The sequence below is a fragment of the Altericista sp. CCNU0014 genome (assembly GCF_044923475.1).
Lineage (GTDB): Bacteria > Cyanobacteriota > Cyanobacteriia > Thermosynechococcales > Thermosynechococcaceae > JAAURS01.
Window position 1 is genome coordinate 1,554,804 of sequence record NZ_CP137338.1, and the last position, 17,438, is coordinate 1,572,241.

12 protein-coding genes are annotated in these 17,438 nt (G+C 56.0%); 9 read left to right on the top strand and 3 right to left on the bottom strand.

Features of this window, described 5'->3' with window-relative positions; translation table 11 throughout:
* The first annotated feature begins 5 nt into the window (after positions 1–5).
* The 3 genes from xdhA (at position 6) to R6H26_RS07845 (ending at position 4,832) form a co-directional block, all read left to right on the top strand.
* Positions 6–1,445 carry a xanthine dehydrogenase small subunit gene (xdhA, locus tag R6H26_RS07835; protein ID WP_404789756.1) on the top strand — a complete coding sequence of 480 codons (1,440 nt, stop codon included), beginning with the start codon at positions 6–8 and terminating at the stop codon, positions 1,443–1,445.
* Positions 1,426–3,777: a xanthine dehydrogenase molybdopterin binding subunit gene (gene xdhB / locus R6H26_RS07840; protein ID WP_404789757.1), complete on the top strand. Its 2,352-nt coding sequence runs from the start codon at positions 1,426–1,428 to the stop codon at positions 3,775–3,777. Before xdhA ends, xdhB begins: the two co-directional genes overlap by 20 nt.
* A 77-nt stretch (positions 3,778–3,854) precedes the next feature.
* Entirely contained in the window at positions 3,855–4,832 is a 978-nt protein-coding gene (locus R6H26_RS07845) for an XdhC family protein (RefSeq protein ID WP_404789759.1), read from the top strand.
* 17 nt (positions 4,833–4,849) lie between these two features.
* Here the strand turns inward: R6H26_RS07845 and R6H26_RS07850 are convergent, their stop codons facing one another.
* Positions 4,850–5,065: a hypothetical protein gene (locus R6H26_RS07850; protein ID WP_404789761.1), complete on the bottom strand. Its 216-nt coding sequence runs from the start codon at positions 5,063–5,065 to the stop codon at positions 4,850–4,852.
* 55 nt (positions 5,066–5,120) lie between these two features.
* On the bottom strand, positions 5,121–5,396 hold the full coding sequence (locus R6H26_RS07855) for a TM2 domain-containing protein (protein WP_404789763.1): 276 nt from the start codon (positions 5,394–5,396) through the stop codon (positions 5,121–5,123).
* Positions 5,397–5,940: 544 nt separating this feature from the next.
* On the opposite strand from R6H26_RS07855, the gene R6H26_RS07860 reads away from it, so the two are divergent.
* The 6 genes from R6H26_RS07860 (at position 5,941) to psb30 (ending at position 14,982) form a co-directional block, all read left to right on the top strand.
* Positions 5,941–8,358: a sucrose synthase gene (locus R6H26_RS07860; protein ID WP_404789765.1), complete on the top strand. Its 2,418-nt coding sequence runs from the start codon at positions 5,941–5,943 to the stop codon at positions 8,356–8,358.
* A 71-nt stretch (positions 8,359–8,429) separates the two neighbouring features.
* Positions 8,430–11,351 (top strand): beta-phosphoglucomutase, encoded by a 2,922-nt coding sequence (gene pgmB, locus R6H26_RS07865; RefSeq protein ID WP_404789767.1) that lies wholly within the window; start codon positions 8,430–8,432, stop codon positions 11,349–11,351.
* An 8-nt stretch (positions 11,352–11,359) separates the two neighbouring features.
* Positions 11,360–11,839, top strand: a complete 480-nt coding sequence (locus tag R6H26_RS07870; RefSeq protein ID WP_404789769.1) for a hypothetical protein — start codon at positions 11,360–11,362, stop codon at positions 11,837–11,839.
* Positions 11,840–12,017: 178 nt separating this feature from the next.
* Positions 12,018–13,787 carry a protein kinase gene (locus R6H26_RS07875; protein WP_404789771.1) on the top strand — a complete coding sequence of 590 codons (1,770 nt, stop codon included), beginning with the start codon at positions 12,018–12,020 and terminating at the stop codon, positions 13,785–13,787.
* Between the two features lie 12 nt (positions 13,788–13,799).
* On the top strand, positions 13,800–14,684 hold the full coding sequence (locus tag R6H26_RS07880) for a D-alanyl-D-alanine carboxypeptidase family protein (protein WP_404789773.1): 885 nt from the start codon (positions 13,800–13,802) through the stop codon (positions 14,682–14,684).
* Between the two features lie 166 nt (positions 14,685–14,850).
* Positions 14,851–14,982: a photosystem II reaction center protein Ycf12/Psb30 gene (psb30, locus tag R6H26_RS07885; protein WP_404791248.1), complete on the top strand. Its 132-nt coding sequence runs from the start codon at positions 14,851–14,853 to the stop codon at positions 14,980–14,982.
* Here the strand turns inward: psb30 and recJ are convergent.
* Positions 14,979–17,417 carry a single-stranded-DNA-specific exonuclease RecJ gene (gene recJ / locus R6H26_RS07890; RefSeq protein ID WP_404789775.1) on the bottom strand — a complete coding sequence of 813 codons (2,439 nt, stop codon included), beginning with the start codon at positions 17,415–17,417 and terminating at the stop codon, positions 14,979–14,981. The two genes, psb30 and recJ, sit on opposite strands and share 4 nt — an antisense overlap.
* Between the last annotated feature and the right edge of the window lie 21 nt (positions 17,418–17,438).

A 17,438-nucleotide genomic window follows, 5' to 3' on the forward strand; every position in this document is an offset into this window, starting at 1 on the left:
AGCCTTTGGTCGAGTATAACCTGACGCTATCGATTAACGGACAGACGGTCGATCTCGCCGCTGTTTCGCCTACAACGACGCTTTTGCAGTACTTGCATCAAAGCGGACGGACGGGTACCAAAGAAGGCTGCGGCGATGGGGACTGCGGGGCCTGTACGGTGGCGGTGCAGTGCACCGGAGCTGACGGGCAATCCTGCTATCGGGCGATGAATAGCTGCTTAATTCCGCTGGGTTCGGTGGCGAACTGCAAGATTACAACGGTGGAGGGACTGGCCGACGCGCAGCTCCATCCCGTGCAAGCAGCAATGGTCCAGACGGGCGGATCTCAGTGCGGTTACTGCACGCCGGGGTTCGTCATGAGTCTGTTTGCCGCTTATTACAGCAGCAACGCGGACGATATTGCCATTGAAGGCAATTTGTGTCGCTGTACGGGTTACGTCCCGATTCGGAAGGCTGCTGCCCTGTTGATGCGGGAAATTGCCGAGACTAAACCCCGCGATCGCTTTACAGAAAGCTTGGCGGCACCCGCTGCAGACTTAGAACCGCTGTATTATGCGAGTCATGGCGAACAATTTTATCGGCCCACCCAGCTTTCTGAGGTGTTAGAGCTGCTGCAACAGCATTCCGACGCAACCCTGATTGCAGGCGGGACGGATCTGGGGCTCGATATCAGCCACCAGCGCCGCCAGTTTCCAGTGCTGATTTCTGTAGAAGGCGTAGCGAGCCTGAAGCACATTCGTCAAACTGAAGCGGCGGTGGAAATTGGGGCGGCGGTGCCCTTGAGCTGCATTCAGTCGGAATTGCGAGGCGTGTTCCCCAGCTTAGATGAAATGCTGTTTTGGTTTGCTGCGTGTCAGGTGCGGAACCGAGCCACGCTAGGGGGCAATATCGGCACGGCTTCGCCCATTGGAGACTTGCCTCCGGTCTTGCTTTCTTTGGATGCGGAACTCAACATTGCCGGATCTCAGGGCAACCGCACGATTCCCCTGGCGGACTTTTTCAAGGGTTATCGCCAGACCGATCTCAATCCAGGCGAGGTCATCGTGTCGGTTAAAATTCCGGTTTCCAAGCCCCCTGGCACGACGCAACGTTTCAGCCAGTCTTACAAAGTTGGCAAGCGCGGCACGGATGACATCAGCATCGTTGCAGCCGCCTTTACCGTAGATTTAGATGCTACAGATCGGATCGTCCGCGCCCGGCTCGCCTATGGCGGCGTTGCAGCAGTTCCGGCACGGGCGATCGCCGTGGAGTCCGCCCTCCTGGGTCAACCCTGGACAATAGCGACGGTGCATCAGGTCAAGCCGTTGCTTCGCGATGCGTTCGACCCCCTGACCGACCTGCGCGGGAGTGCTGCCTATCGCAAAACGCTGGTCGCGAATTTGTTCGAGAAATTTTTTGTAGAGACGAGCGAGGGAGGCGATCGCAATGGTCATGGGCACTCGTAAACCCCACGAAAGCGCGGAGGGACACGTCACAGGCAAAGCCATCTATACCGACGAGCAGCGCGCGCCCGCTGGAATGCTGTCGGCGTATCCGGTCACCGCTCCCCACGCGAAAGCCCGAATCTCGAGCATTGACGTATCGGCAGCCTTAGCCGTCGAGGGCTGCGTGACGGTGCTGACCGCAGCGGACGTACCGGGACACAACAACACGGGCGTCATTGTTTTTGACGAAATGCTATTTCCCACCGAGGAAATCAGCCATTGGGGACAGGCCGTCGTGTGGACCGTCGGCACCACGGAAGCTGCCGCTCGACAAGCGGCTGAGCGGGTTGTCGTAACCTACGAGCCATTAGAACCCGTGTTGACGATCGAGGGGGCGATCGCCACCCAGTCTTTCCACACGCAAACCCAAACGATGCGGCGCGGCGACCCGCAGGCCGCATTTCAGACCGCTGACTACCGCCTCAGCGGCGAACTGACGGTCGGCCCTCAAGATCACTTTTACCTCGAAACCCAAACCAGTTGGGTCATCCCCGATGGAGAAGGTCACTATCAAGTGTATGCCTCTACCCAGCACCCCACCGAAACCCAAATTATCGTAGCGCGGGTGCTGGGGATTTCCAGCAATCAGGTCGTCGTCACCTGTTTGCGCATGGGCGGTGCCTTTGGGGGCAAAGAATCCCAGGCGAATCCCTACGCGGCAGTCGCGGCGATCGCCGCCCGCAAAACGGGCTGTCCCGTCCGGGTCAAGCTCAATCGGGAACACGACATGACCCTAACCGGAAAGCGCCACGGCTTTCTAGGACGATACGACGTGGGCTTCAGCCAGGATGGAAAAATTACGGCCCTGGATGCCCATCTCTACGCCGATGGCGGTTGGAGTCTAGACTTGTCTCCGCCCGTCCTGTCGCGGGCGATGCTGCACGTCGATAACGCCTACTACATCCCAAACTTGGAGGTACGCGGATCCATTGCCCGGACGAATAAAGTTTCCAACACGGCCTTTCGCGGCTTTGGTGGCCCTCAGGGCATGTTGGTCATCGAAGAAATTGTGGATCGGATTGCGCGCGCCCTCCGGCTGCCGCCGGAACTGGTACGAGAGCGAAATTTTTACCACGGTACCGGAGAGACCAACACCACTCACTACGGCCAAGAACTGTTCGACAACCGTCTGGCGCGGGTGTGGGCGCAAGTGCAGGCCGACGCCAATTTTGCAGAGCGGAAGGAGGCGATCGCCCAGTTCAACCAAGCCAGTCCTTACCAAAAGCGCGGCCTAGCCATCACCCCCGTCAAATTTGGTATCTCCTTCAACAAAGTTTGTTACAACCAAGCGGGCGCGCTGATTCTCATTTACACCGACGGCAGCATTCAGCTCAACCACGGCGGCACGGAAATGGGCCAAGGGCTCCACACCAAAATGCTCCAGGTTGCTGCCGATTCCTTGGGCGCGAGCATCGAACGCTTCCGCATCATGTCCACCAGCACCGATAAAGTTCCCAACACTTCCGCCACTGCCGCCTCCAGCGGTTCCGACCTCAACGGTCAAGCCGTCAAAGACGCCTGCGAAACCCTCAAGGCAAGGCTGGCTCCCCTCGCTGCCGCGCTCTTAGGTTTCGAAAACCCAGAAGATATCGTCTTTGAAGCGGATTGGGTCTATTGCCGCACCTATCCAGGCCCAAAAATTCGGTTCGAGCAGGTCGTCCAAGAAGCCTACAACCGTCGCATCAGCCTCTCCGCGACGGGTTACTATCGAACGCCCAATCTGAGTTGGGATCCAGAAAAAGGCCAAGGCCGACCGTTTTACTATTTTGCCTACGGTGCGGCGGTCAGCGAAGTAGAGGTAGACGGCTTCACGGGCACCTTTAAGTTGCGTCAGGTCGATATCGTCCACGACGTCGGCGAGTCCATCAATCCCCTGGTCGATCGGGGGCAAGTCGAAGGGGCCTTCGTCCAAGGGATGGGCTGGCTCACCATGGAAGAACTGATTTGGGACGATACGGGTCGGTTGCGTACCTTTGCCCCCAGCACCTACAAAATCCCGACGGTCAGCGAAATTCCCGAGCATTTTGAAGTGCATCTCCTCCAGCGCGCCGCCCAGGATGGCGTCATCTACGGCAGCAAAGCCGTTGGGGAACCGCCCTTCATGCTGGCCATCTCGGTGCGAGAGGCCCTTCGAGCGGCGGTCGCTGCCTTTGGCCGAGAAGGTAACGTGCCCCTCGCGTCCCCAGCCACCCCAGAGGCCATCTCGAACGCGATCGAGACGGTACGGGCCCGATCGACTGCCCAAGGCGCGCGATCGACCCCTCAAACCGCAGTCTTTAAGGCACTAGAATAAAGTCGATTCCGTCGCTCCATCGAGCAACCTTGACATAAATTCCCTCGATTCCCGCAGCGATCGGCCCTGAAAGAACCATGACCATCGCATTTTTCCAGAAACTTGCCCAATTTCTAAACCAAGGCGCTGCGACCTTGGCAACGGTCGTAGACATTACGGGTTCGGTCCCCCGCGAAATTGGAGCCAAGATTTTAGTGAACGATCGCGGTGAAGTCTTCGATACGATCGGCGGCGGGGCGGGGGAAGCCAAGGTCATCCGCCATGCCCTAGAGGTGCTGAAGACTGGAGACTCGCAATTTGTAGAAATCGACCTTTCTGGCGCGGCTCATCGCCAGGTGCAAGGGGTATGCGGCGGGATGATGCGGGTTTGGCTAGCGCGCTGGCAGGGGGAAGCGGCGATCGCCCTGGTCCGAGAAACGATCGAAACACTTCAGGCTGGAAAATCGCTCACCTTAGTCACCCCCTACGACTCGGGGACAGTGCCTTATTTGCTCGACCACCCGGTCCAAGCGGATCGGCTCTTAGAAAATGCCTTTGTCGAATTGCTTCATCCCGCGCCGATTTTGCTCATTATTGGAGCCGGGCACTGCGGTATCCAGTTGGCAAAAGTAGCCCAGCTTTTGGACTTTCAGGTTATGGTGCAGGACGATCGCCCAGACTGGGCAAATCCCGTTCGCTATCCCAACGTCGCTCGGATTTTTACAGAAAGCGCCCAAGATGTGATCGCCCAGCTCGGCCATTGGTCCCATCTCTATGCAGCGCTCGTGACCCGAGGCTTTCAATACGACATTCAGGCACTTAGAGCATTATTGGCACTACCCATGCCCTGTCACTACATCGGCATGATCGGGAGCCAGAAGCGCGTGCAGCGGGTCTTGAAAGCCATCGAGCTAGAGCTGCATCTCGCCCGCGCCCGCTCGCAGTCGCCCATTATTTACGCGCCGATCGGTCTGGATATCGGCGCGCTGACCCCTGCCGAAATTGCCGTGAGCATTGCAGCGGAACTGGTGATGGTGCGTCGCGGGGGATCGGGGTATCCGCTATCGGTCATTTAGCCGTTTGGAGTAACCCCTCAGCGCCCCAATTCTCGAACGATCTTAAAGAAGGTCTTGTTGAGCGGAATTCGGCTTAAAAAAAACAGCAGAAACCCGATTTGACAGGTAGCCAATAGCCCGTAGAGCTTTAACGTCAGGTTCAGATCTAAGCTCTCAACGACACTAAGGCTGCCCAAACTAATGAAAGCAATACCCAGGAGCAAAACCCATTTTCTAGTTTGAGGCGTCAGCATTTTGAAACATCCAAACGCAGCATAGGTTTCATGCAAGAATCCGAATCCCAGTCCTTTAAAACCAGCCTTTCTTACCCGTCACATAGACTGCATCAAACTCGCTGTCGGACTTGGTGAGGTAAATAATGCCCTCCACCAGACCGATCACACCCATCACGAAAGAAGCAATCCCGCAGGTGACGATCCCCCCGAGCAGGGTAACGAGAATCATAATGACGCCTTCCTGGGTGTATCCCAGAATGAATTTGTGAACCCCCAACGCACCCAGCAAAATTCCGCAAATTCCCGCAGCAATCTTCTTGCTGCTCGTCTCTGAGCTTGGATTCGTCATATTATAGTAAGGAATATTCTTCTGATGCGTTTTACGTCTATAACCCTAGGCTGGATCGATCCGAGACGGTTGATTTTTTTGCGTTTCTTAATAGATTTCGCAGGCCGATTGAATTTCTGACAAGCCTCTAATTGCGGCAGTATTGGGCAAAGCTTGCAAGCTCGGGGAACGCGTTCAGAAGCTATCTCCGTCTGGACTTTGATTTCTACCGAGATTGCTGTTGCAACGAATCGGCGTTCGCGGCTGAATTTACCTTCTCGTTAGCTGTTAGGCTTAAAGTAGTCGTAGCGTTCGACCGTCATCTTATCGAACCTCTCATGGAACGTATCGGTGGAGTGGCCGCTTAGTAAGGCGCGAGTCTGTGCATCCCGGTAGAATGTCAGGTAGCCTTCATATCAAAAATCGCCGACTTCTACCGCCCGAAGCTCGTACCAGTTTTTTGTCGATCGGGTTATAGATGCCAAAAATCTTTATAAATTGGCTTTTTTTTTTGCAAATTTGTCCTAATGTTTGAATTTAGACTGGGTTGCATCGGAGGACAATTATGTTTGAACTCGTACAAGCCGTACTCCGAAGCGATGAGAAATCGGATTTGCGCCAGCTTATTGCCAAATTTCGCAGCACTGACAAAAAATACCTGCTGCGCAACGAGATTTTGCAGGCTTTCGAGCAAACCTGCCACAGTCTCAACAAACCGCCCTATTTTTTCCATAGCTCTCGCCTGGGAGAGCTAATCCAGCTCACCCATGAAGTGCTGCTGGAAGACGAAAGCCTGTGGATCATTCTGCGGCCTCGCATCGCACGTCAAGTTATTTTGCGGCTGTCTTCAGACCTCAGCGGCGTGGATTTGATGCCCGCAGAGGCCCTGCTAGACCTGCGCGATCGCCTCGTCAACCGCTACGAGCCAGGCATCTTAGAAATTGACGTGCAGCCCTTTTACGACCTGGATCTGACTATCCAAGACCCGCGCAGCATTGGCGAAGGACTGGCCTGCCTCCATCGATTTTTAGCCGCAGAGCTGGGGAAAGACCCCCAACAGTGGACGCAGTCGATCTTTGAAGTGCTGCGCGGACACCAACACAGCGGGATGTCGCTGCTGATTAACGATCGCATCCATAGTGGGGAGCACCTCCAGCAGCAGGTGGGAGAGGCGCTCGCCCTCGCGCACCACGCCGTACCCCATGCCTCCTACGAAGACATTCACTTAGAACTCCAATCTGTGGGATTCGAGCCGGGTTGGGGAAGTACCGTCGCGCAAGCCCGCGAAACCCTAGAACTATTGGCTCGATTGCTGCAAAAACCAGATCCGGGCGTTTTAGAGGCCCTCATTGAGCGAATCTCGGTCATCTTCAAGGTCGTCCTGATTTCCATCCACGGGTGGGTCGGTCAAGATGGCGTGTTGGGCCGTCCGGAAACCGCCGGGCAAGTTGCCTACGTGCTCGACCAAGCCCGGCATTTGGATCGAAAGCTCACCCTAGACATTCACAATGCCGGACTGGATCGGTTTGGCGTCAAGCCCCAGATCGTGATTTTGACGCGGTTGATTCCAGACTGCGATGGCACGCAGTGCAGTTTGCCCCTAGAGCAGGTCCAGGGTGCAGAACATACCTGGATTTTGCGGGTGCCCTTCCGAGACGGAGCGGATTCCGTCCTTCAGCAATGGATTTCTAAATTCGATATTTGGCCTTACTTGGAGCGGTTTGCTTACGAAGCAGAGCAGGCGCTGCTGGCCCATTTTCAGGGCAAGCCAAACCTGATGATCGGCAATTATACTGATGGCAACCTCGTGGCGTTTTTGATCGCCCGTCGCCTCAAAGTACCCCACTGCATGATCGCTCACGCCCTTGAAAAGCCCAAATATCTCTTTAGCGATCTTTACTGGCAAGACCTTGAAGAGCGCTATCACTTTTCGCTTCTGTACACCGCCGACCTAATCGGGATGAATGCTGCCGATTTCATCGTGACCTCTTCCTACCAGGAGATCATGGGCACCCCCGATACCACGGGTCAGTTCGAGTCGTACCAATGCTTTAGCATGCCCCAGCTTTTTCATGTCGTCAATGGCATCGAGCTGTGTAGCCCTAAATTTAACGTCGTCCCTCCCGGCATCAACGAGCGCGCGTTTTTTCCCTACCACCTGACCCAAGAGCGCACCGAAGCAGAGGGCGATCGCCTGGCCCACCTTTTATTCACCCAAGAAGACGCCCAAATCCTCGGCTACTTTAAAGACCCAGACAAGCGTCCCATTCTTAACTTTGCCCCCATCAACGCCACCAAAAACCTCACCGGGCTGGTGGAGTGTTTCGCCCTCAGTCAAGACCTTCAAGATCGCTGCAACCTCGTCGTGCTGACGGGCAAGCTGCATCCCAGTGAAGCTATTAACGCAGAAGAACAGTCCGAAATCGAAACCCTCCATCACCTGATCCAGCAGCACGACCTTGAAGGCCGGATTCGCTGGATCGGGCGACCGATTTCCAGCATGGACCTCGGGGAAGCGATGCGGGCGATCGCGGATCGCCGCGGTATTTTCGTGCACTCCGCTCGCTTTGAACCCTTTGGGCTTACGGTGCTAGAAGCGATGACCTCAGGATTGCCCACCTTTGCCAGTCAGTTTGGGGGACCCTCCGAAATTATTGAAGACAACATCAGCGGCTTTCTGATCAATCCCACCAACCTAGAAGAAACCGCCAATCGCATCCTTGAATTTTTAGAACGCTGCGACGCGGAACCCAACTATTGGGAAAATATATCTGAGCGAGCCATTCATCGCGTCCAAGATCGCTATAACTGGAATGCTCACACCACAAAATTACTAGCCCTTGCTAATCTATATTGGTTCTGGAATCAGCTGACGCCCCACAACCGCGAAGCCTTATTTCGCTACTTAGAGTTGATGTTTCACTTTATCTATAAAGCGGGGGCTTCTAAATTGCTAGAACATCCCCACCATTTCAAGTCCTGATTGACTGCTCGTTTTTCAAGATCGCCCGACAAAATGCCGCCACCTTATGGGATCAGGAGAGAACCCCTTCAATGCAAACGATAGCCCCTTCAATTCCAACGCTCGATACGCCAGACCTCACCTACACCGATTGGACCGTCATTGAGACCCAGTTCTCCCCCGACCTCCTCCACGCGCGAGAAACCGTTTTTACCATCGGCAATGGCTATTTAGGAACCCGAGGCAGTTTTGAAGAGGGATACCCCCAGGACTTAAGCGCTACGTTTATTCACGGCGTATTTGACGATGTGCCGATTGTCTATACCGAATTGGCCAACTGTCCCGACTGGTTGCCGATCGCTCTCAGTATCAATGGCGAAACCTTTCGGCTCGATCAAGGGACAGTGCTCAAGTATCAGCGCCAGCTCGACCTCCAACAGGGCATCCTGAGCCGAACGGTGCGGTGGAGCAGCCCCAACGGACGCACGGTAGATCTTCACTTCGAGCGATGGGCTAGCTTAGATAACCCCCACGTTTTGGCAGTGCGGTGCGAAATTACACCCGTGGACTTTGACGGGTTTGTGGAAGTTCAGGCCAGCCTCAACGGATACCCCGAAAATCAAGGGTTTAACCACTGGGAACTGATCCAACAGGGCAAACAAGACCACTCCATTTGGCTCTCTTCCCGGACCCGCGGTTCCCGGATTCAGTTGGGGATGACGGCCCAGCTGAATATCGTTGGAGCGGATGCAACACCTCAAGGCACTAGCGTTCCAGGCTATCCGACGCTTTCTGCCACGTTTTTGGTCAACGAAGGGCAAACCTACGCCGTCGAAAAACTGATCGCGGTCTTTACCTCCCGCGATGTGGAGGATCCGCTGGCAGCGGCCCTCAGCGAACTGTCTGCTTTGACAGATTACAAAACCTTGCGGGCAGCCCACCGTGCTGCCTGGGCGCATCGCTGGACCTACAGCGACGTCGATATTGAAGGGGACTTGCGGGCGCAGTTGGCCATCCGGTACAACCTGTTTCAACTTCTGATCTGCGGGTCTTCCACGGACGAGCGCGTGAGCATTCCGGCCAAAACCTTATCCGGGTTTGGCTATCGCGGCCATGCATTTTGGGATACCGAGATTTTCATCCTGCCGTTTTTTACCTTTACCCAGCCCGAAACTGCCCGACGACTGCTGAGCTATCGCTATCACACCCTAGATGGGGCAAGGCGGAAGGCGCTGCATTACGGTTATAAGGGTGCAATGTTTGCTTGGGAAAGTGCCGATACGGGCGATGAAGTAACCCCTCGCTGGGCGCTGCCGAATCAGCCCTACGGGGAAGACGTGCGGATCTGGTGTCGCGATCAAGAGATTCACATTAGCGCGGATATTTCCTACGCGATTTGGCAGTACTGGCAGGCCACGGGAGATGACGTGTGGATGCGGGACTACGGTGCCGAGATCGTCTTGGATACCGCTATTTTTTGGAGCAGCCGGGTCGATCTCAATATTAAATCGGAGCGCTACGAAATTCGCGAGGTGATCGGGGCCGACGAGTATCACGAACACGTGAGCAATAATGCGTTTACCAATCGCATGGCTCAGTGGCACCTCGAAAAGGCGCTGTATCTCTACGAATGGTTGCTAGAGCAGTATCCAGAAAAGGCTGCGGCCCTCAACGTCAAGTTGAATTTATCCCAAGAGCGGCGATCTCGCTGGCAAGATATCGTGCAGTGTATCTGGATTCCCTATGACCCCAGCACTGGATTGATTGAAGAATTTGAGGGGTTCTTTAAGCTTAAAGACATCGACCTGGCGGACTACGAACCGCGCACAAAATCAATGCAGGCCCTATTGGGCATTGAGGGGGCCAATCAGCGTCAAGTGCTCAAACAGCCAGATGTGTTGATGCTGATGTATCTCATGCGCTTTACCCAGGCGTTTCCCTACAGTGAAGAGTGGCTGCGCGTGAATTGGGACTACTACGCGCCGCGCACGGATATTACCTATGGTTCTTCGCTCGGCCCAGCCATTCACGCCATTTTAGCCTCGGATTTAGAGAAGGTTTCCGAAGCCTACGAACGTTTCATGCAAGCAGCGATGGTCGATCTCGAAGACGTGCGCGATAACGCGGCAGACGGCATCCACGGCGCATCGGCAGGCGGATTGTGGCAGGCCGTTGTCTTTGGCTTTGGCGGCATCCAGCTCAAGGAAAATGACGGCCCGAGCGCCACGCCCCATCTCCCGCCAGGATGGACGCGCTTGCGTTTTCGGCTGCACTGGCGCGGGCAGTGGTACGACTTCGACCTCAGACCGCCAGAAGCATCGCGGCAAAACTATCCTGACATTCGCGGCGTCATTTTCGATCTCGATGGCGTCCTCACCGATACTGCCGAGTATCACTATCGCTCTTGGCAAAAATTGGCAGACGAGGAGGGTTTATTCTTCAACCGTCAAGCCAACGAGGCATTGCGCGGCGTGAGCCGACGAGATTCTTTACTGCGGATTTTGGGCGATCGCAAAGTTCCCGAAGACAAGCTCGAAGACATGATGGAGCGTAAAAATCTTTACTACATTAGCTTCATTCAGGATATTTCCCCTAAAGATTTGCTGCCGGGTGCGTTGACCCTCCTGCAAGACTTGCGCAAAAACAATATTCGAATTGCGTTGGGTTCTGCCAGCAAGAATGCCCAAGGGGTGATCGAGCGGTTGGGGATTGCCGAGTATATGGATGCGATCGCCGATGGCTATAGCGTCGAGAATTCCAAACCCGCCCCCGACCTGTTTTTCTACGCGGCCCAGCAGTTGGGGCTAGAGCCGCAGCACTGTGTCGTGATTGAAGATGCGGCCTCTGGAATTGACGCGGCATTGGCTGCGAACATGTGGGCGGTGGGCTTGGGGCCAGCCGAGCGGGTGGGCAAAGCCCATTTGGTTCTCCCTCATTTGGCCGGACTCGCCTGGCACGATCTATTGGTCAAGCTCAGCGAGCTCGAGCGCAAAGAAGCGTCAGTGTCTCGTTAAGCTGAGCCATGCAGAGCGCGGTGATCGAAATGATTCAAAACTGGCTGACAGCTCGTCCTATGCTCGATTGGGCTTTCGCTCACCCTATTTGGACGTCGGTCGGCTTCGCCATCCTGCTCGTGCTGTTGGGGGGACTGCTGCGGGCGATCGCCCAGCTGACCGAGCAGCTTTGGGTGCGGCTGCTGCAATTGCCGATGCGCGTCGGGCGGTGGATTCTGGCTCAATTGTTCCAACTGTTTAGACTCCCATTTCGTTCTCCGGCTATCGCCGATCTAGAACCCGCAAACACCCGCAGTCCGGCATTCAATCTTGCCAACCTTCAAGACGACTCCGAATCTCCGGTTTCCGAGCAACAGCTTTGCGATATTCTGGTGCGGCTAGAACATTTGCAGCAGGAGCAAACCCTGTTGCTGCAAGACATCAAAAGGCTAATCTCGGCCCAAGAACGCTCGAAGTCTGGGCGTAAAACCCAAATTATGCTGCATTGAAGCTTCGGTAAAGCCTTCGCAGATCGAACCAAAGGGGAAGTTTAGGGTACATGGATGATAGTTTTAGAAAGACACTTTTGACCGCGTAGAGAACGTCAACCTCACCTTCTAGAGGAACTGCACGCGCGGCCTGAAAGTCTCTGAGCTTTTATTCAGTTTGTGCTGACTGCCTAAACCTATGCTTGTCAACGGTCGCTATCAAATTTTGCATCCGCTTCAAGAGGGAGGCTTCGGCCATACCTTTTTGGCAGAAGACACGCAACTCCCCTCGCGGCGGCGTTGTGTCATCAAGCAGCTCAAGCCCATTCAGCACAACCCTGAATTTTATAAGTTGGTCCGAGAGCGATTTCAGCGCGAAGCCGCCATTCAAGAAACGTTGGGAGAGGTCTGCCAGCAAATTCCGAGCCTGTATGCCTATTTCTCGGAAAACGATTGCTTTTATTTGGTCGAGGAATGGGTGGATGGAGAGACGCTCCGCCAGAAGGTTGCAGCCGTAGGACGCTTCTCGGAAGACGCCGTTCGCGAACTTTTGGTGCAGATTCTGGCGACGATCGAAACAGTACACCAGCATCAGATCGTTCACCGCGATATCAAACCGGACAATATTATTCTGCGCAAGCGAGATGGCAAACCCGTCCTAATTGACTTTGGTGCAGTCAAAGAATCAATGGCGACGGTCATCAATTCCCAAGGTCAAACAGCCCGCTCCATCGTAATCGGCACCGCTGGATACATGGCTCCAGAACAATCTGCGGGTCGCCCTGTTTATACCAGCGACCTCTACAGCCTAGGATTGACCGCAATCTACCTCCTGACTGGCAGAACCCCAGCCGAACTCGATACCGATCCCCTCTCAGGACGGATCGACTGGCGATCGCAGGCTCCCCACGTCAGCGAATCGCTAGCGCGGGCGATCGATACCGCGATCCAGATGCACCCCAGGGATCGCTTCGCGAGCGCGACAGCCATGCAGCAAGCGCTCCAGGCGTCTGTTCCCAGCGGCCAAGGCTACGAAACGACCGTCATCTCCCGACCCCAACCTGGAGCCAAAGCCGCCGCTCAACTGCCCCTGCGGATCTCCGCTCAAAACTCTGCCGAAATCCCGACCCACGTGGTTGCCCCGGCAACGCCCGTCGCGAGTTCTCAAAACTCCTCAACGCCCGCTCGCAATGATTGGTTTAAGCCCATCGCGATCGGCGCTAGCCTTGGCGGCGTGCTGTTAATCGGTCTGATGGTTCTGCGGGGCCAGCCCAACGCCGTCTCCACTCAACCGACGCCCCTCGCAACCCCCAGCATCGCAGCCGACCCCACAACCGCCGCCACAACCGATCCAACGCCCAGTTCTACTCCACAACCCAGCTCGCCGCCACCCGAACCATCGCCCGCCGCTGCCGCAAGCTGCGGAGACACCGGGAGCGGCCCTCAGGATTGGTACCCTGTCTTTATTAATAACGCCGACCTTGCAGAAGTCCGACAGCAATACTGCCAGGACGCGATCGCCAAAATTCGCGATGATGGCACCCCAGCCGTCCAAGTCGCTAGCTTCACCGATCGCGCTCGGGCCGATACCTTCGCCCAAAAAGTAGGCGGCGAAGTGGGCATCCCCTACAAAATAGGCGCATCTCCTACGCCCGCGTCTTCTCCTACCGCCCCATCCTCTCCCACCCCTTCTCCCCCTGCTTCTCCTTCCCCATCTCCTGCACCTGCTTCCCCTCCCCCCGCCAGCAGCGACGGAACCAACGCCGTCATTGTCGGTAATAAAGGAGAGACCAACATCCGACGCGGGCCCGGCACCAACTTTGGCGTGCAGCACATTGCCTTTCCCGGCGATCGCGTCAAAATTCTAGCCAACGACAAAGACGCTGGGGGATTTACTTGGTATAAAATTTATTTCCCAAAATCCGGTGCCTCTGGCTGGATTGCGGGACAGCTCCTCGAGCCGGACTAGGAAAGAACCCCCATGAAATGGATGCGTGCCTTGGGCGATCGCTGGCCCTTTATTGCTCTCACCCTCACCACGGCAATTGTGGTGATGTGGGCAGGAGCGACCTTGCAATCTATCTTTACACCCCAGGTCGTTCGCCCTTCTCCCCAAGCCACTTCCCCGTCTCCCCCAGTCAACCCAAGCCCGACGCTGCTGCCCAGCTGGGCTAAAACAGCGCCTGCGGTCGCGCCGACCCTTCCGTCCACTGCCATTGCCCCACTCCCAAAACCATCCGCGCAACCCTCGGTGGCGCTACGGCGATCGCCCGATCGGAGAACCGCTTTTCGCAATCCCCTCCCCCAAAGCCGCTACGGTCACCTCCCCTACGCAGAAAACATTTCAGATCGCTTGGTCAGCGTAGGCACTTACGGCAGTGGCAGCTATCAGCGTACCGAATTTTTAGATAAAGAAGCTGCCGCTACCTTTGCCAAAATGAAAGCAGATGCCGAGGCCGAAGGCGTGACCTTGGCGATCGTGTCCGGCTTTCGTTCCATCGCCGATCAAGAAAAACTGTTCGCGCGGCAAATCCAGCGTCAGGGAAGCGAAGCCGCCGCCGCTCGGCTCAGCGCGCCCCCAGGCTATAGCGAACACCATACCGGCTTTGCCTTAGATATTGGCGACGGGACTCGACCGCAGGCCGATCTAAAGTTTGAGTTTGAAAATACCAAAGCCTATCAGTGGCTGCAAACCAACGGTCGTCGCTACGGCGCGGAGCTATCGTTTCCGCCCAATAACATTCAAGGCGTTAGCTTTGAACCTTGGCACTGGCGTTTCACCAATTCTCCCTACGCCGCCGCGATTTTTTCGGTGGCCCATACCTTGCTCGGCCAGTCTGCGCCTGCGGGGGCTTCCTCGCAATAAAAGATTGCGTTTTGGAGAGACTGCTCCTGATACAATAGATGCTCAGAGAGCTGCTATGGGGCGTCGCTCGGCGTTTGGCTCAACTTCTTTGACGCGAAACCTGACGACAGCGAGATTTAAGTTCATAAGACTGATTTTGGGAGGACAGAACGTGTTAATTGCCGGAATGTTTGATTTTCTAAACGTGTTTTCGACCATTAATTTCGAAGTCATTTTCCAGCTTACGATGCTGGCCATGATTGTCATTGCCGGACCTGCTGTGGTCTTTTTATTAGCGTTTCGCGGCGGCAACCTTTAGGACAATGCTGCCAGCCGCTGGGCGGAGCAATTGTACCAGCGCTGGAGTCGCTCGAGTTCCTGCTCTAGGGAGGCTGTTGCGGCAAAACTAGGGCAGGGATATTTCATTTCTCGAAGCGTCGCGACTAAGGTGCTGGGCGAAACCCACCACTGCTGGCCTAGATCCAGCAGGTTGATGGGAGCATCGGGATTTTTGACAATTTCAAAGGATAGCTGCGATCGCACGGTTTTTGCATCGGGCAGTTTGGGCAGATCGTTGCGAACGCAGACGATATCTGGTTTCGCAATGGCCAGCAGCCAGCGCAAATGCGTCCAGGAGGGCGGCAGAGTCCATAACAAAACGGTGGCGCAGCGACTGCGCGGGCGATCGTAGGTGAGTTCTCCGGTCAGGATTTGGGCGGAGACGTAGGGCCGCTGATAGCCGTAGAGCAAAACATTCCCCACAAGTTGGGGCGCGATCTCTTCTAGGGTATTGAATGAATGCCAGCGGATGGCAGAAAGATCGATGGCTGGAGGTTCCGGGCACTTCAACTCGAGTTCGATTTTAGGCAAAAGGGGCGATCGCCCTACCCTGGCCCGTTCTGAGGGTGCCGCTTTAGGTTCCGCCGTCTGAGGCAGAGGGGATTTGGCACGAGGTCGTTCGGCAAGGCGCGCGCCCGCAAGCTCGAGCTCTAAGGCAGTTTGACCGTTCCAGGTATTTTCCCGCAGGCGATAAGCGACATCGACGCGCTCTGGGAGTGGGAAGTATTCTGCCCAGCGCCACGCGATCGCCGTAAATGCAGTTCCGCCGCCTTCTTGGGTTTGGATGTCTTGGCTGAGGGTCACTTTAAGATGATTTTGCCCGACGATGCGCTGATCTAAGACCTTCACGTTCGCACTCCAAAACACGGGTTCTGGATTGCCGATGCCGCAAGGCTGGAGCCGATCGATCTGCTCGTAGAGTTCTGGGGTGATGTCTGCAAACTGAGCCTGCACGTCTACATTCACCAAGGGTTTGAGGTGCTCTGGTTTGAGGTGCTGGTGGGCAAATTCGCCCAGGCGCGATCGCAGCTTCTCCAGGTTTTCTGACGCTAGGGTAAAGCCCCCTGCGGCGCGATGCCCGCCAAACCGATCCAGCAGATCGCCGCAAAAATGCAGGGCTTCGAAGACGTCAAATTCAGGGATGCTGCGGGCCGAACCCCGAATCGAGGTTTGAGTCTCGCCTTCATAGGTGCCAATAAACACCGGAACGCCGTAGCGCTCCACCAACCGCGAGGCCACAATACCAATTACCCCGTGATGCCAGTCTGGTTCGACGACGACCAGCACCCGATGGATGAGGGGATCGAGGGTGCCGTCGGTGTTTTGTTCGACGAGGGCGATCGCTGCCTGTTCGATTTCGCGGCACATCTGCTGGCGCTGCTGGTTGGCCAGTTCGCACTCCGCCGCACGGGTGCGGGCGATCGCGGTATCGTCCGTGGTCAATAGCTCAATCACCGTTTGAGGGTCGCCAATTCTGCCCACTGCGTTGATGCGCGGTCCCAGGCGAAATCCGATTGTCTCTGGCTTGAAGGCCTGCTTAGAACTGGAAGAACTGCCGGACACCTCGATCAACGCCTTCACCCCTGCAAACTCAGAATAGGGTAAACGTTTGAGTCCGCGCTGAAGCCAGCGGCGGTTTACGCCAATCAGGGGCGCTAAGTCGGCGATCGTGCCCAGGGTAAAGAGTTCTAACAGCGGCGTCACGAGTTGTTGGGTTTGGCCCATCTGCTGCGCGAGGGCCACTGCCAGGATATAGGCGACCCCCACGCCCGCCAGTCCGCTGTAGAGCGACCCTTCCGACAACAGCTTGGGGTTCAAGATCGCGTTGGCGGGTGGCAGTTGGGGCGGCAGATCGTGGTGATCCGTCACGATGACCGCTAAACCCAGCTCGCGGGCCTTGGCGATCGGGTCGTAGGCTGCAATGCCGTTATCGACCGTCAGCACTAGCTTTACCCCTTCGGCGGCAAAGTCTTCCACAATGCGTTCGTTGATGCCGTAGCCTTCGTGCATGCGGCTGGGGATGGCGTATTCAACCTTTGCCCCCAGCGCTTTTAAGGCCCGCAGGAGGAGGGCGGTACTGGTCATGCCATCGGCATCGTAGTCGCCACAGATGGCGATGGGGTCGCCCTGGCGAATGGCCGTTTCGAGCAGTTCCAGACTGGCGGCAAGATCGGGGAATTCTTCGAGGGGGACAGGCAAGTCCTGGGACTCTGGCTCTAAAAAAAACTGAATGGCTTCCGAGGTGGCTAATCCGCGATTCAGCAACACTTGAGCCAACAGAGGCGAGAGCTGAGTGGTTTGGGCAACGCGAAGCGCCTGCTCCGGGTCTTGAGGGTGGATTTGCCACCGTTGGTTGGGGAGATGGATTTGGGGCAAAGGGAGCTTTGATTCTAAAATCACGGGTTGGGAAGGCACCAGACTTTGCATGGAACGATT

Bases quoted from the DNA above. Each gene is read 5' to 3' on its own strand.
- xdhB (WP_404789757.1), top strand. From the start codon at position 1,426: ATGGTCATGGGCACTCGTAAACCCCACGAAAGCGCGGAGGGACACGTC.
- R6H26_RS07845 (WP_404789759.1), top strand. From the start codon at position 3,855: ATGACCATCGCATTTTTCCAGAAACTTGCCCAATTTCTAAACCAAGGC.
- R6H26_RS07850 (WP_404789761.1), bottom strand. From the start codon at position 5,065: ATGCTGACGCCTCAAACTAGAAAATGGGTTTTGCTCCTGGGTATTGCT.
- R6H26_RS07855 (WP_404789763.1), bottom strand. From the start codon at position 5,396: ATGACGAATCCAAGCTCAGAGACGAGCAGCAAGAAGATTGCTGCGGGA.
- R6H26_RS07860 (WP_404789765.1), top strand. From the start codon at position 5,941: ATGTTTGAACTCGTACAAGCCGTACTCCGAAGCGATGAGAAATCGGAT.
- pgmB (WP_404789767.1), top strand. From the start codon at position 8,430: ATGCAAACGATAGCCCCTTCAATTCCAACGCTCGATACGCCAGACCTC.
- R6H26_RS07870 (WP_404789769.1), top strand. From the start codon at position 11,360: ATGCAGAGCGCGGTGATCGAAATGATTCAAAACTGGCTGACAGCTCGT.
- R6H26_RS07875 (WP_404789771.1), top strand. From the start codon at position 12,018: ATGCTTGTCAACGGTCGCTATCAAATTTTGCATCCGCTTCAAGAGGGA.
- R6H26_RS07880 (WP_404789773.1), top strand. From the start codon at position 13,800: ATGAAATGGATGCGTGCCTTGGGCGATCGCTGGCCCTTTATTGCTCTC.
- psb30 (WP_404791248.1), top strand. From the start codon at position 14,851: ATGTTTGATTTTCTAAACGTGTTTTCGACCATTAATTTCGAAGTCATT.